The organism is Acidobacteriota bacterium, from assembly GCA_020349885.1.
Taxonomy (GTDB): domain Bacteria; phylum Acidobacteriota.
This window is the reverse complement of sequence record CP070701.1, coordinates 1,140,926-1,155,434: the sequence shown is the minus strand read 5'-3', so window position 1 is coordinate 1,155,434 and position 14,509 is coordinate 1,140,926. Positions and strand designations below refer to the sequence as shown.

Annotated in this window: 15 protein-coding genes; 3 read left to right on the top strand and 12 right to left on the bottom strand. The window is 64.8% G+C overall.

What is annotated here, in order from left to right; genetic code table 11:
* Window positions 1-61: 61 nt before the first annotated feature.
* From JSV08_04945 to JSV08_04935, 3 genes are all read right to left on the bottom strand, one after another.
* Window positions 62-679 carry a riboflavin synthase gene (locus JSV08_04945; protein UCF81762.1) on the bottom strand — a complete coding sequence of 206 codons (618 nt, stop codon included), beginning with the start codon at window positions 677-679 and terminating at the stop codon, window positions 62-64.
* The gene (gene ribD / locus JSV08_04940; protein UCF81761.1) at window positions 679-1,818 is read right to left on the bottom strand and encodes a bifunctional diaminohydroxyphosphoribosylaminopyrimidine deaminase/5-amino-6-(5-phosphoribosylamino)uracil reductase RibD; all 1,140 of its coding nucleotides are present in this window, start codon (window positions 1,816-1,818) and stop codon (window positions 679-681) included. The genes JSV08_04945 and ribD overlap by 1 nt, the downstream gene beginning before the upstream one ends.
* A 78-nt stretch (window positions 1,819-1,896) precedes the next feature.
* Window positions 1,897-2,688 carry a tetratricopeptide repeat protein gene (locus tag JSV08_04935; protein ID UCF81760.1) on the bottom strand — a complete coding sequence of 264 codons (792 nt, stop codon included), beginning with the start codon at window positions 2,686-2,688 and terminating at the stop codon, window positions 1,897-1,899.
* Window positions 2,689-2,895: 207 nt separating this feature from the next.
* Here JSV08_04935 and JSV08_04930 point away from each other — a divergent pair, with 207 nt between their 5' ends.
* Window positions 2,896-4,152 carry a protein kinase gene (locus tag JSV08_04930; protein UCF81759.1) on the top strand — a complete coding sequence of 419 codons (1,257 nt, stop codon included), beginning with the start codon at window positions 2,896-2,898 and terminating at the stop codon, window positions 4,150-4,152.
* Window positions 4,153-4,241: 89 nt separating this feature from the next.
* On the opposite strand, the gene JSV08_04925 is transcribed toward JSV08_04930, so the two are convergent.
* The 9 genes from JSV08_04925 to JSV08_04885 all read right to left on the bottom strand — a co-directional run bounded on the left by JSV08_04925 (window position 4,242) and on the right by JSV08_04885 (window position 12,393).
* On the bottom strand, window positions 4,242-5,273 hold the full coding sequence (locus JSV08_04925; GenBank protein ID UCF81758.1) for a glycoside hydrolase family 3 protein: 1,032 nt from the start codon (window positions 5,271-5,273) through the stop codon (window positions 4,242-4,244).
* Window positions 5,270-6,856, bottom strand: coding sequence for an apolipoprotein N-acyltransferase (gene lnt, locus JSV08_04920; GenBank protein ID UCF81757.1), 1,587 nt, complete (start codon window positions 6,854-6,856; stop codon window positions 5,270-5,272). The genes JSV08_04925 and lnt overlap by 4 nt, the downstream gene beginning before the upstream one ends.
* Before the next feature lie 103 nt (window positions 6,857-6,959).
* The gene (locus tag JSV08_04915) at window positions 6,960-7,904 is read right to left on the bottom strand and encodes an ankyrin repeat domain-containing protein (GenBank protein UCF81756.1); all 945 of its coding nucleotides are present in this window, start codon (window positions 7,902-7,904) and stop codon (window positions 6,960-6,962) included.
* A gap of 73 nt (window positions 7,905-7,977) precedes the next feature.
* Window positions 7,978-9,213: a molybdopterin molybdotransferase MoeA gene (locus JSV08_04910; GenBank protein UCF81755.1), complete on the bottom strand. Its 1,236-nt coding sequence runs from the start codon at window positions 9,211-9,213 to the stop codon at window positions 7,978-7,980.
* Between the two features lie 8 nt (window positions 9,214-9,221).
* Entirely contained in the window at window positions 9,222-9,902 is a 681-nt protein-coding gene (gene purQ / locus JSV08_04905; GenBank protein UCF81754.1) for a phosphoribosylformylglycinamidine synthase subunit PurQ, read from the bottom strand.
* A gap of 28 nt (window positions 9,903-9,930) precedes the next feature.
* A complete protein-coding gene (locus JSV08_04900) occupies window positions 9,931-10,371 on the bottom strand; it encodes a cupin domain-containing protein (protein UCF81753.1) in 441 nt (146 codons plus the stop codon).
* Window positions 10,372-10,402: 31 nt separating this feature from the next.
* Complete coding sequence (purS, locus tag JSV08_04895; GenBank protein UCF81752.1) at window positions 10,403-10,651, bottom strand: phosphoribosylformylglycinamidine synthase subunit PurS; 249 nt, start codon at window positions 10,649-10,651, stop codon at window positions 10,403-10,405.
* Window positions 10,652-10,699: 48 nt separating this feature from the next.
* Entirely contained in the window at window positions 10,700-12,130 is a 1,431-nt protein-coding gene (locus tag JSV08_04890) for a sodium:solute symporter family protein (GenBank protein ID UCF81751.1), read from the bottom strand.
* The gene (locus tag JSV08_04885; GenBank protein ID UCF81750.1) at window positions 12,127-12,393 is read right to left on the bottom strand and encodes a hypothetical protein; all 267 of its coding nucleotides are present in this window, start codon (window positions 12,391-12,393) and stop codon (window positions 12,127-12,129) included. Before JSV08_04885 ends, JSV08_04890 begins: the two co-directional genes overlap by 4 nt.
* Window positions 12,394-12,527: 134 nt before the next feature.
* Here JSV08_04885 and rsmD point away from each other — a divergent pair, with 134 nt between their 5' ends.
* Together rsmD and JSV08_04875 are read left to right on the top strand one after the other, a co-directional pair.
* A complete protein-coding gene (rsmD, locus tag JSV08_04880) occupies window positions 12,528-13,190 on the top strand; it encodes a 16S rRNA (guanine(966)-N(2))-methyltransferase RsmD (GenBank protein ID UCF81749.1) in 663 nt (220 codons plus the stop codon).
* Between the two features lie 79 nt (window positions 13,191-13,269).
* On the top strand, window positions 13,270-14,509 hold a 1,240-nt coding region (locus JSV08_04875; GenBank protein ID UCF81748.1), incomplete at its 3' end, for a hypothetical protein.

Genomic DNA, 14,509 nt, shown 5'->3' with positions numbered 1-14,509 from the left:
CGAAAATGCAATCGTTAGCCAGTTTCCAGAAGAAAAATTTCAGCTTTTTTTTCGGCGGGCGTCAACCGCGCCGGGGCGTCGCGGCGGCGCACTCCATGGCGCGGAGCACGTATTTTCCCAGAATATCCGCTTCGAGGTTTATTCGGCTTCCGACGCGGAGCCCGGAAAACGTCGTCTCGCGCAGCGTGTGGGGGATGAGGCAGACGTCGAGGGCGTGGCTTTTGGGAAAAACCCTCGCCACGGTGAGGCTCACGCCGTCCACCGCCACGGAGCCCGTATAGACCATGTAGGGCGCGAGCGCCCTGGGGTAGGCGATGCGCAGGTAGAGCGACTCGCCCTCCCGCCACCGGCGGCGCACCGTTCCGACGCCGTCCACATGCCCCAGCACGAAGTGGCCGCCCAGGAAATCCCCCGGGCGCATGGACGCCTCCAGGTTCACGCGCGAGCCGGTTCGGAGCGCGCCGAACGTCGTCTTCTTGAGCGTCTCCGAGGCGATGTCCACGAAAACGCCGCGCTGGGTCTTCCTCGTCACGGTCAGGCAGCAGCCGTGCACCGCGAGGCTGTCTCCCGTCTTGAGCCGGCGGAGGAGCCGCTTCATGCGGATGAAAAGGACGCGCCCCTTGGGAACTTTTTTCACCTTCCCGATCACTCCCACCTCGCGGACGATGCCTGTGAACATCAGCGTGCATCCTCGGGGTAGAGCTCGAGCATGACGTCGGCGCCGATGCGCTCGACGCTCTCGAGGCGGAAGCGCGGCGCGTCGGCGAGCGTCCACGCGTCCCCGTCGGCGAAGGCCGGCCGTCCCTTCGCGCCCAGGAGGCGCGGCGAGACGAACAGCACGATTTTATCCACGAGGTTTTCCTCCGCCAGGGCGGTCGCCAGGCGAGCGCCGCCTTCGACCAGAACGCTCGTGACGTCCCGCTTCCCGAGCGCCTCGAGCAGGGCGCGCAGGGGAATTTTTCCCTGTCCGGCGGGTTCCCCGGTCCCCATTTCGAGCACCTCGACGCCGCGCCGCTCCAACGAGGCGCGCGCTTCGAGGCTCGCGCCCTCCGCGGCGGCGAGAAGAATTTTTCCCTCCGGGAGCGTGTCCCAGAGGCGCAGCGTCGGGGGAAGCTCGAGCCCGGGATCGAGCACGACGCGCAGGAGGGGCTTCGCGCGGTCGTCGTCGAGACGGACGGTCAGGAGCGGATTGTCCTGCGCGACCGTCGCCGCGCCCGCGAGCAGGGCGTCCGAGGCGTAGCGCATCTCGTGCACGCGCTTTCGGGATTCCTCCGAGGTGACCCAGCGCGACGCCCCCTTCGCGTCGGCGATGCGCCCGTCGAGGGACATACCGAGCTTCAGCGTGACGAAGGGGAAACCCGTCGTGATGAACTTCGTAAAAACCTCGTTGAGCCGCTTCGCCTCGGCCCCTCGCAGGCCAGCGTCAACGTCGATCCCGGCGTCGCGGAGCTTTTGAAATCCTTTTCCAGAAACGGCCGGGTTCGGGTCCGCCATGGCCGCCACGACGCGGCTCACGCCCGCCCGAGCGAGCGCTTCGGTGCAGGGCGGCGTTCGCCCCTCGTGGGCGCAGGGTTCGAGGTTGACGTAGAGCGTCGCGCCTTTCGCCTCGGCGCCGGCGCGCTCGAGGGCGACGATTTCCGCGTGCGGGCCGCCGGCGCGCCCGTGGGCGCCTTCGCCCACGATCCCGCCCGACGCCGGCGACACGAGCACCGCCCCGACCATGGGATTGGGGCTCACGGTGCCCGCGCCCTTTCGGGCAAGCGCGAGGGCCCAGTCCATGTACTTGGCGTCGTCTCGCGGCGTCGCTTTCGTCCGCATTCGATTCTTCAAAGGAGGGCCTCAGCGAAGGCTTCCGTAGAAATTTTCCAAATCTTCGAGCGTGCCCCGGACCGGCGTCTATTCGCGCTCGCCGAGCATCTTCAAAAATTCAAACGCCCGCTCTCCGTACTCGCTGTTCGGGGCCATGATCAGCGTTTTTCTAAAATACTCCAGCGCCTCGGCGCGATGGTTCAACCGGAAGTGAACCAAGGCCACCTTGTAGGTGTATTCGGCCGAGCCCGGCTCGCCCTCGAGCGCCTCGAGGTAGTACTCGAGGGCCTCTTCGTTCCGCCCCATGCGCTCCAGGGCTTCCGCCATCTTGGCGTGCACCAGGACGGCGTCGGGGTAATCGCTCAGGGCCTTGCGGAACGAATAGTACGCGCGCTCGTATTCGTCGGCCTCAAGCTGCAGGAGGCCGAGATGATAATTGGCCAGGCCCGTGATCTGCATGGACGGGGAATCGAGCGCCTTGTGGAGCACCTCCTCGGCTTTCTCGCGTTCTCCCAGCTCGCTATGGACGATGCCCATGCTGATGTAGACTTCGTCGTAGTCGGGACGGTGGTGAAGGGCCAGCTCGAACGATTCAAGGGCTTCTTTATATTCCCCTTGGCTGAGGTGGCACAGGCCGAGGCCGTAGTGGGATTCGGCGTGCGCGGGAAATTGCTCCAGGGCCTGCCGGTAATTGTAGGAGGCCTCATCCAGTTTGCCCTCCTGGAAGCGAAGGACGGCAAGGCGGTACAAGTTGACGTACGCTTCCGCTTCCGGAGGTTCGCTCGGGCGGGGCGGCTTTTGCGCTCTGGTGCCTCCTCCGCACCCTAGCGCGCACCCCAGAACGAGCGCCAAAGCGCACGCGGCGGTATAGTTTCGCATCGGAAAAAGCATAGGAAATTCGGGGCGGAAAGTCAAAAAGATGCGGCGCTCGGACTCGCCCCGACGAAGTGTTTGGGTGGGATACTTGCTCTCGGCCACCGGGGGCGCGTGCGTTTCCTGATTTGAACGTTTCCGTGCTATACTCCGTGTCTGGAAAGTAACCCTTAAATAAAGAGCCTCTTTTCCTGTAGACAAGGCGCGCCGTCCATGCCAGAAGCCGAAGCACCCAAGCCTTTCGCCAAGGGCGCTCTCGTCAACGAGCGCTACGAGCTTCTCGAGCTCGTCGAAACGGATGATTCCATCTCCGTGTGGGAGGCGGTTGACAGGCAAACGAACGAGAAGGTAGCTATCAAAACCCTGGAGACCGCGTCCCTCGACCCGACACAGGTCGTGGAGGCGAAAGAGAGATTCTTGCGCGAGGGAAAAGTCTGCCGGCTCATGAAGCACGAACACATCGACCGGGTTTTCGCCGTGGGCGGAGCGGATGCGGCTCCCTACCTGGTCATGGAGTGGCACGAGGGGACGCCCCTCGACCGGAGCCTCCAGGAGAAGAAAACGCTTCCCGTGGGGCACGCCCTGGTCGTTGCGCTCAAGGTGGCGAGGGCTCTCACCTACGCCCATGGTTTGCGCATCTACCACCGCGACCTGAAGCCGCACAACATTCTGTTTCAAGAAGACGGGGGCGTGAAGATCACGAATTTCGGGCTGGCCAAGAAGCTCGACGATGCCATGGGGGGAGGCGTCCTCACGCGCCCGGGCAAGATTCTGGGTACCCTCGGGTATCTGGCGCCCGAATACATCGAGCGGGGGCAGATCAGCTCGGCGTCCGACCTGTACTCGCTGGGCGTGGTTATGTACGAGATGCTGACGGGAGAGCTTCCATTCCAGGGGAAGACGCCGCTTGATTTTATGCGCGCCCAGTTCAGGGGGACGCCTGAGCTACCCTCCCGCAAGAATCCTGACGTGTCAGCAACTCTCGACGCGGTCGTGTTGAAGTGCTTGAGCAAGGCCCCGAAGAGCCGGTACGCCAGCGGCTCCGAGCTCCTTCACGACCTGGGCTCCGCGGCCAGCCTGAAGGAAGCGCCGGTGGAAGAGGACAAGGTGCGTCTCGCCGGGGTCTACTACCAACAGGCGCTCGAAGCTTTTTCGAAATCCGATAACTGGGCATGCATCCAGCTGTGCACGGCCGCCACCAGGACCGATTCGAAACGGGCGGATTTCTACGTTCTGCTGGGCCGGGCGCAGGGAAGAATTTCGAAGTGGCGCCGCAAGGCCGTCACTTCGCTGGAGCGCGCCGTCGCCATGGACGACACGATGGAGGAGGCGTGGGTGGAGCTCGCAAGAACCTACGCCGAGCAGGGCATGAAGCGGGCGGCGATCAAGAAACTCAATGAATTCCTGAACCGCCAACCCGAGGCGAAACAGGCCGCCGCTCTTCTTAAAAAGATTACAAAAAAAGGCTGAGGCGCCGCCACCTCCTCAAGTGCAGAAGCTTGTCCTGGCGGACAGACCAGGGGTGCGGAAAGTACGGGAGGTGCGGAACGGTAAACGCATCAGACAATTTCCATCTCGCGCCGGAGCGCCTCGAAGGCGCGCGCGGAAAAGCGTCCGGGGGGCGGGGGCAGGCGGCGCTTGAGGCGCGCGATTCTTTTCAGGCTCTCCCGAAGGTGGGCGGCCAGCGGGGCGTCGCAGCGCCCGAGCGCCTCGCGGAGGCGCGCCGCGGTCGGCTCGACGTCCCCGGGGCGGCAAACCAGAAGCATGTCGCAGCCGGCTCGGAGGAAGGCCTCGGGCCGCCTCCGCCGCGCCCACTCGGGGACCGCGCGCATCGCAAGGTCGTCGGAAAGAACGATCCCGCGGTAGCCGAGGCGCCCGCGCAGAAGGACTCTTCCAACGGCGGGATCGAGGTCGGCGGGAACCCTCCGTTTCGAAAAGGCGGGATAGTAGCCGTGGCCTACCATGAGAAACGGGGCGCGCCCCGAAAGGCGGGCGAAGGGGGAAACGTCCTCCGCCAGGATGCGCCGGCGGCTTTTCCGCACGGTGGGAAGCACGCGATGGGAATCCCTGGAAGATGCGCCGAGGCCGGGAAAGTGTTTCAGGCAGCCGAGAACACGCTCTTTCTTTAAGCCGCGGAGGAACGCCGCGGCGAAGCGCGCCGCCACGTCCGGCTGCGTTGAGAACGAGCGCACGCCGATCCCGTTTCCCGCCTCCGGCGGCGACAAGTCCAGGACGGGCGCGAAGTCGACGTTGACGCCCAGGAGCCGAAGCGCGCGCCCGGTGAGGGAGCCTTGCCGCTCGGCGAGGGCGGGCCGGTTTGTTTGAGAAATTTCCCACGCCGAGGGAGCGCGAAAGGAGAACGCGCGGAGGCGGTTGACGGGGCCGCCCTCCTGGTCGACGGCGATGAAGGGGGGCGAGTCGAGAATTTTTCGAATTTCCGAAAGGAACGTCCGGAGCGCCGCAGGCGTGCGTAGGTTCCTTTCAAAGAGCACGACGCCGCCTGGCTGGACGCGCTCAAGAAGCCGGCGAAGCGGCGGCGTCATGGCCGCCCCTTCAACGCCGATGAAAAGGAGCGACCCCCAATGGGTCATGGGGGGGTGCTTTCCCTGGGCTCGTCGCCGCCGAGCCATTCATTCTTCTTGCGGCGCACAAAGGCGAGCAACGGCGGCCACGCGACCCGGACGAGAGTGAGGAACGCGACGAGGAGGGAAAACTTGGGCAGCCAGTCGCCCCAGCGCACGTACACGGTTTTGTCCTCGCGCGGACGGATGGTTTCCACGAGGGCGGTCTCTTCGAAGATGGCGCTTTCCTGCCGGATGCGGCCGTAGGCGTCCACGAAGCCGCTTATGCCGGTGTTCGCGGCGCGGACGACGGGGCGGCGGGTCTCGACCGCGCGGAACACCGCGTGCGCGAAATGCTGGTAGGGTGCGGAGGAGCGTCCGAACCATGCGTCGTTCGTTATCGTGACGAGGAACTGCGCGCCGCGCTCGACCGAGGCGCGGCTCAGCTCGGGAAAGATAATCTCGTAACAGATGACGGTGCCGAAGGGGTAATAGCCCACCTTCCCCAGGGGTCGCGAAAGGCCCGGCCGGAAATTTCCCACCTCGCGGACGAGCGGCTCGACGAAGAACAAAATCTCCCCGAGGGGCACGTACTCCCCGAAGGGCACGAGGTGCATCTTGTCGTAGCGCGCGGACGGCTCCCCCTCGGGCGTGACCGTGATGGCGCTGTTGTGGACGTAACTTCCGGCGAACGTGACGCTCCCGAGGGTCACAAAGACGCTCATTTCCTTTGCGAGCGCGGCCACCTCCCGCCGGTACACGTCGTCACTCCCGTAGGTGAACGGCACGCTCGATTCGGGCCAGACGAGGTAGCGCGGCGCGAGCGGAGCCGTCCCGCGCGAGAGCTCGATGTGGCGCTCAAGCTGGCGAAGGGCGTCCCTGCCGGCGAGCTTTTCATCCTGCGAGATGTTCGGTTGCACGACGGCGGCGCGGACGAACGCGGAACTTTCCCCGGCGTGCCCGAGCGCGACCGCGCCGCCCGCCGCCGCGAGGACGGGAATCAGCACGCACACGGCGACCCCCGCCCATGCGTTGCGGCGGGACCTCGCTTCGGCCAGGGCGAGCATGGCATAGGCCAAGGCGGCGCTCGACGAGGCGACGAGCAGAGAGACAGCGTAAATGCCGCCCAGGGAGGCCACTTGGATTAACGCTGGCCAGCGGTGCTGGGTGAGGGCGAGCGGATTCCACGGGAAACCCGTGATGCAGTAGTTCCGGACGTATTCGAGCGCGACCCATGCGAAAGGCGCCGTCCAGAGCGCCGCGCGGCCCCCGCGACTCACGGCGGCCTGCGCGAAGGCGGCGAACGCCGCGACATAGCACGCAAGGTAAGCAACGAGGAGGCACGCCACGAGAACGCTCGTGAGGTAGGAAAGGCGGCCGTAGCGCGCCATGACGCCCACGACCCAGTACATCGTGAGCGCGTACAGCAGGAGCCCGCATGCGAAGCCCAGCAGCGCCGCGTCGCGCGCCCGGGGCGCCCGCGCCGCCGCGTAGAGCAGGGGCGCGAGCCCCACCCACCCGAGAGGCACCGCGTTCACGGGAGGGAGTGCCGCGGCCAAGAGCAGCGCGGAGAGCGCGACGAGGACGAGAGGAGGGAGGGAAAGAAATTTCACGGCAAGTATTTGCTTCCAGCAAAATGACCAATGACCAATGACCGATGACCGATTGAATTGGTCATCGGTAATCGATAATCGGTCATCGTGTTTACCGTTCCCGTCATTCCTCTGCCCCGGCCTGTCTAAGAATTTCCACAATCCCGGTGCGTCCTTCTGTCTCCGCAAACTTTAGGGCGGTCCAGCCACCTTTGTTCTTCGCGTTCACGTCGGCATCCGCCTCAACCAGGGCCTTCACCGTCTCGGTGTGGCCCTCGACTGCCGCACCCATGAGAGCGGTCCAGCCGTTGTTGCCCTTCCTGTTCACGTCGGCACCCGCGCCAATCAGGGCCTTCACCGTTTCGGTGTGACCCTCGTATGCCGCCGCCATCAGAGCGGTCCGGCCACCCTTGTTCTTCGCGTTCACGTCGGCATCCACCTCGATCAGAATCTTCACCGTCTCGGTGTGGCCCTTCCGCGCCGCAAGCATCAGGGCGGTTTGGCCGGTGTTGTTCTTCCTGCTCACGTCGGCGCCCGCGCCGATCAGGGTCTTCACCGTCCCGGTATGGCCCTCAGACGCCGCAAGCATCAGGACGGTTTGGCCGTGTGCGTCTTTCGCGTTCACGTACGCCCCCGCTTCTATGAGGGCTTTCACCGTCTCGATGTGGTCTTTCGCTGCCGCAGCCATCAGGGCGGTCCCGCCGTCTCGGCGTTTCGCGTTCACATCCGAGCCCGCGTCAATCAGGATCTTCACCGTCCCGGTGTGACCTTCCTGTGCCGCAAACATCAGGGCGGTCGTGCCTTTTTTGTTCTTCGCGCTTACGTCCGAGCCCGCGTCAATCAGGATCTTCACCGTCTCGGTGTGGCCCATCGATGCCGCAAACATCAGGGCGGTCGTGCCTTTTTCGTTCTTCGCGCTTACGTCGGCGCCTTTTTTAAGCAGTTGCTCCACTTTGACGGTGTCACCGGCCTGTGCCGCCTTGAGCAGGTCTGAATTGATGTCCCCGTAGGCCGCCTGCGCGAAAAGCAGCGGGAGCAAAAACAGGATTGTCTTAAGGAAAGATTTCATTTTCGTTGTTTTTGCGCTCCGTGCATGGGAGCGTTTGAGGAATTAATTTATCACAAATCTCGGCGAAGTCCCACTACGGACGCAGGAGGGCGCGCGTCCACGCGCCGAGCGGAATCGCCGGTGCTTTTTCCCCTTTTTCCCACCCGCTGGAATCGGGCGGAACCTCGACCAGGGCGTTCGCCTCGGAGAAGTGAAAAATATCGGCCGAGCCGCGTATCGCGACGGGCGCGGCCGTGAACGCCCCCTCACGGCAGCTCAGGGCGGCCGGCAGGTACTTCGTAAGCTCGTTCGGCTTGACGCGGAGCGGAGACTCGAGCGCGGCCCCGACGCGCGGGTTGTCCCAGGGGCGAACGCCCAGGCGCTTGCGAAGCGCCGGGAGCACGAAAAGATGCATGAGCACCACGCTCGAAACCGGATTGCCCGGAAGCGAGAAGATTAATCTGCCGTCCGGCGCCGTGCCGAACACTAAGGGCTTGCCCGGCTTGACGGCGACCTTGCGAAAAAGCACCTCTACGCCCGCATCTTCGAGCGCGTCCACGACGTAGTCGAACTCGCCCACGGAAACGCCCCCCGTGAGCACGACGACGTCGTGAGACTCGAGGGCCGCGCGGACGGCCGCACGGATCTCTTCGGGGTCGTCCCTGAGGGTTTTCCTCTCGGAAACCGAAAGACCCGCCTCGCGGAGCTGCGCGGGGAGCGAGAATGCGTTCGTGTTCCGGATTTTACCGGGCTCCGGCGTCTCGAAAATTTCCACGAGCTCGCTTCCCGTCGAGAACAGCGCGATGCGCGGCTTGGGGTGGACGGAGATTTCCGCCGCGCCCACGGAGGCGAGGACGGCCATGACCGCGGGCGTGACGAGCGCGCCCGCGGGCGCGACCGTGTCCCCTTTGTGAAACTCCTCGGCGCGCGGCGAGACGTTCCGGCCGCGCTTTGCGGCCTCCAGTATCTCGACGCGCCCCCCGTCCGCCTTTTTCGTTTTCTCGACCATCTGGACGGCGTCGGCGCCCGGGGGAAGCGGCGCACCGGTCATGATTTGCGCGCACTCGCCCCGGCGGATTTCCTTTCGAGGATACGCGCCCGCCGCGATGACGTCCACGACGCGCAGGGTTCGCTCCGCGTCGTCGCTTCGCAGCGCGTAGCCGTCCATCATCGCGCGGTCGAAGGGCGGGGAGTCCGCGTCCGCCGTGACGCCCTCGGCGAGCGCCATGTGGAGCGCCTCCTCGAGCGGCGCGCGCACGGGGGGCGGAGTCTCCACGGAATCGATGACCGCGCGGTAGGCTTCGGCAACGGGAACCAGAGCGGGGCCCATGCGCCCTCTCAGGCCAGGAGCGACTCGAAGATCACCCGGCCGTCGGTGTTTCCCAAAATATTTTCCGAGCAACGCTCCGGATGGGGCATCATGCCGAGGACGTTCCGCCGCTCGTTCACGATGCCCGCGATGTTTCGCACGGAGCCGTTGGGGTTCGCCTCCTCGGAAAGGCTTCCGTCGGGCGCGGCGTAGCGGAAGACGATCTGGCGGTTTCGCTCCAGGCGGTCGAGCGTCGCGTCGTCGGCGTAGTAGTTTCCGTCCCCGTGCGCTATGGGCATGCGGTACAGGCTGCCCGCCGAGCCCTTCCCGGTGAACGGCGTCTCCACGGTCTCCAGTCGAAGGGTCACCGTGTCGCAGATGAAGCGCAGGTCGCTGTTGCGGCGCATCGCGCCGGGAAGGAGCCCCGCTTCGAGAAGAATCTGAAACCCGTTGCAGATGCCGAGCACGAGGCCGCCCCCCTCGGCGAAGTCCACGACTTTCTCCATCAGGGGGGAAAAACGCGCGATGGCGCCGCTCCGCAGGTAGTCGCCGTAGGAGAAGCCGCCGGGAAGAACGACGCAGTCCACCCCCGTGAGGCTTTCGTCCTTGTGCCAGAGCCAGACGGCCTCGTGGCCGAACCCCTTCTTCACCACGTGGTAGACGTCGTGGTCGCAGTTCGAGCCGGGAAAAACGACGACGCCGAATTTCATTCCCGCCCGCGCTCTCCCGTTCCGGGGCTCATTCCTCTTCCCATTCCTTCACGACTTTTTCCGGGGTGTGGTAGCCCGTTCGGCGATTTTCCTGATAGATGCCGTCCGGGATGACTTCGAACTTCCCTTTCTTGACCTTGTGGGGCATCGCCCCGACCACCAGGAACACGCAGTCCGGTGAGGAAGGGTTGCCGATGGCGCGCGACACGCCCGGAGCGACGCGCACGGCGTCCCCCTTTCGCAGCTTGACCGTTTTGTTGTCCAAGCGGATGACGCCCGAGCCCGAGAGCACGATGTACACTTCCTCCTGCCTTCGGTGTTTGTGGAAGGCGGAAAGTCCCTGACCCCTTTTGAAGTGAAGCGCGTTTATGGCCACGCTCCGACAGTGAAGGTCGATTCCCATGGTCGCGAAAAAAGGAAGTCTGTCCAGGCGGTAGCGCGAAAGGGAGTAAGGCTTGGTTTTCGCCATGGCGGGCGTCTCCTGTGTTTTGGTGACGGGGTTATTTATCTTCTTCTATCTCGAACCGGTAGTCCTCGATGATGGGGTTCGCAAGGAGTTTTTCGCACATCTCGCGCAGGCGGCGCTCGGCGTCCTCGCGCGCAACGCCTTCGAGGCGGACCTCGATGTAGCGCCCCACGCGCGCGTCCCGCGCTTCCTTGTACCCGAGCGAGTGGAGCGATCCGAGAACGGCCTTCCCCTGCGGGTCGAGGACGCTCTCTTTCATCTTGACGTAAACCTTGGCAAGCATGGGCGTGGACTACATCATAGCACAGGGCGGGGAGGGACGCACCCGCCGCTAGCGATGGAGCTCCGCCATCCGGTCGAGCAAGGCCTTCTCCGGCGGGCACCCCAGGTAGCTTCCTATCGCCATGGCGACGGCGCTCGCGGGAAGGGCGTACAGGATGGAGGCGAAAGAGGGTGTGTCCGGCAGGAGCCGGCCCGCGAGGAAAACGGCGGCGCCCGTCACGAGCGCCGCGGCCCCGCCCGCCGTGTTGGCACGCTTCCACCAGAGGCCGGCCACGGTCGGCACGAAAAGCCCCGCCGTGAGAAGCCCGACGGCTTCCGTGTAGTAGCGGGTGATGAGCTCGGGGGGATCGTAGGCCAAAACCATGGCCAAAAGCCCTACGGCCCACGTCGAGGCGAACGCGACGCGGGACGCTAGCTTTTCCGAGCCGCGCCTTTTGATCCATCCTCCAAGGAGGTCGTGCCCGATGGCCGAGCTGCACGCGAGCAGAAGGGCGTCCGTCGTGCTCATGACGCTCGCCATGAGGGCCGCGACGGCGAAGCCGCGCATGACGGGGCCGAGGACGTTGTCCACCAGGCCGAAGAAGAGCATGTCCGCGTCCTTCAAGGCGGGAAGTACGGTCTTCCCGACGGGCACGAGCACCAGGAGCGTCATTATTATCATGAGGCTGTAGAGAAGCATCGCGACGTTCAGCGACAGGCGCGCGCCGTGGGCGTCCTTCGCCGTGTAGACGCGCATGATGATGTGGGGAATGATGCAGATGGCCGCCGACCAGATGACGAAGGAGCCGATGTAGCTCGAGGCGGGAGCGGCCGCGACCGTTCCCAGGGAGGGCGCCACCCCGACCGCCCGCTCCATGAGGTGCGCCGGCGTACCGTAGCGCGCTATCAGTACGCCGCCTAGGCCCCAGACGACGCTCAGCATCAGGAAGCCCTGCAGCATGTCCGTCCACGTCACGGCAAGCATCCCGCCCATGGAGACGTACAGGATGAACACCAGCGCGCTGAGCGTGACGGCGGACCTGAAGGAGATGCCGAAGAGAAAGCTGGCGGCGAGGCCCGCCGTCTTCATCTGTGCGACGGTGTACATCGTGAACGTCGCGACGATAAGGACCGGCACGAGGGTGCGCACAACCCCGTGGGGGAAGCGTGCGGCGAGGAAATCGGTGACCGTGAAGCGGCCGAAGTTTCGCAGGGGCTTCGCCACCAGAAGCGCCGCGAGCGGGAAGCCCAGGATCGCGCCCGCGAACAGGCTGAACGCGTAGGGCACGCCCTTGCTGTAGGCAAGGCCCAGTATGCCCACGAAGGAGCCGCCGCTCGCGAGGGCGGCCATGATGGCCAGCGAGTTCATGACCGTCCCGATGCGCCGCCCCGCGACCCAGTACTCGGCGCTCGAGCCGAGCGCCCGCCGTGAGGCGAAGAGCCCTATCGCCACGCACGCGAAGAGGTAGACGAGGACGATGCTCGCCTCGAACCCTCTCACGAGTCCTCCTTGCGCTTCCCCGGGCCGAGCCAGAGAAGAATCAGCGCCGCGAGCGGACCCAGGAACATCAGCGCCGCCATCCACCACCCGAAGAGCGCCATCCCGGCGAGCGTCACCGAGCTCTTCATGGTCAAAAAGCCGAGCGTGGACGCCGCAACGAGCGCCACGAGGAAGACGAGCTCGCCGCGCGGCATGGCGAAAAAGCCGGAGGGGCGGGCGTTTTCACGTCGCGCTTTGACGTCTTGATTCGCCTGGGATGCCATGACCCTTTTTTCTGAAAGTTCTTACTCCGCAATTCCGCTCGGAGAGCGGGACGGAGGATAGAGAAGCATTGTAGCGCACCGCGCCTCGGCCAGCCAAGCAACAGACTCTCTCAAACCCGACGAGTCCCCGCACGTTGACCGCCCGTTTCCCGCCCGTCATACTGGAGGGGATGCGCGTCATCACGGGAAAGTTTCGCGGGCGGAAGCTCCAGGCGCCCCCCGGACGCGGCGTGCGGCCCCCGCTCGACCGCGTCAAGGAGGGTTACTTTAACATCGTGCAGGGGCAGGTGGCGGGGAGCAATTTTCTGGACCTCTTCGCCGGCTCGGGCTCGATGGGTATCGAGGCGCTGTCGCGTGAGGCGCGGCGGGTCGTCTTCGTGGAAAAGCGCCGTGACGCCCAGGCGGTTCTCGAGCACAACCTCGAGCACGTGCGGCTTCTTCTGCCCTACGACCCCCACATCCGCATGCGCCCGACGGCGCCCGGCGTGGAAAACGACGCGTTCGAGATCCTCCCCCTCGACGCGAAAGAGGGCATCTCGCGCCTCGCCGTGCGCGGGGAGACTTTCCAACTTGCCTTCGTGGACCCGCCCTACGACTATCCCCACCACGAGTCCCTGCTTGCGCTTCTCGCCGAAAGCGGCACGCTCGACGCCTCGTCCCTCGTCACCATCCACCACCACAAGAAGCGACCCATGCCGCCCCGCGTTTCCAACGGCATACTGGAACAAGTCCGCACCCGCGCCTACGGCCAGTCCGTGCTGAGCTTCTACCGGCTGGCGGCCGCCGCGGAGCGTTGAAGCGCCCCGCTGTTGCTCGCCGCGATTGATTCGCAGAGGCGGAGTATCTATACTGAAATGATAGGAAGGGAACCACGAAATGAAAAGAGCGGCAACTTGGATTGGCTTCACGCTGGCGGCCGTCTCGGCCGTATGGGGAGGTGAAGCGCCCGCGCCCGCAGGGAAAGGCCCGCCGAAGGTTGGAGGGGAAGTCGAGATAGCCAACGTTCCCTTCGACGTAAACGAAGTCATCCGCACGGTAAGGAAGAACCGCGGCCTTCCCGAAGAAACTCCGCGCCAAGGATTCCGCGCCGAAGCACGCGGCGAGCGTCCGTTTTCTTCCAAGGGAGGCCGTTTTACCCACAGCACGCCGCGCTTTCAGGCGGAGATTGATGTAAACGGGTTAAGATATTTCGCTCAAGGAAGTAAGGAAAAACCTGATTTCGAGATTCTTTCGGTGAGCTTCGAAGGGGGAGGCAATACGCAGACGGTGTTTGGAAAAGGCCGCCTGGAGGAGCACGCGCCCGGACTTCTCAAAGGCGAAGCGCGCGGCGGCGTTACGCCTTACGTGCGAAACCGCGGCGAGGACGGGATAGAAATCTACTGGACGATCGACGGGCCGCTCAGCCCCGAGGCTTCGGCGTTGCGCGTGCGTCTTGCGATCCGAGCCGCGGGCGAGCCGCAGGTATTTCCGGAGGGACTGGTGTTTCCGGCCTGGCGAGAGGAAGGCCAGGTCACCTTATCCAACGTAACCGTGGCTGACAGCGGAGGAACAAGTTATCGAGTTGAGAGTTACCGAGTTGAGGATCTGCGAAACTCGCAACTCGCAAACCCGCAAACTCTGGAACTGGTAGCGGAGATTCCCGCAGGGTTTATAGCCTCCGCCCGGTATCCCATCCTGATTGACCCGACGGTGGGGCCGGAGTTTCTGGTGGAGCCGAGTCCGGTGATTGGGCCGGCGTCAGGCGAACAGTACGACCCCTCGGTAGCTTCGAACGGAACGAACTATTTCGTAGCGTGGCATGACCTCCGCGGCGGGAGCGCCGACATCTACGGAACGCGCGTGGCCCCGGATGGGACGGTGCTCGACCTCTTGGGCATTGTCGTCTCCACGGCGGTAGGCGCCCAACAATATCCCTCCGTGGCTTCGAACGGGACGGACTATTTCATGGCGTGGTATGATGGCCGAAGCGGCGCGGACTGGGACATCTACGGAACGCGCGTGGCCTCGGATGGGACGGTGCTCGACCCCACACCCACGGACATCGCCGTCTCCACGGCGGCAACCGACCAGTCCCGCCCCTCGGTAGCTTCTGACGGGACGGACTATTTCGTGGCGT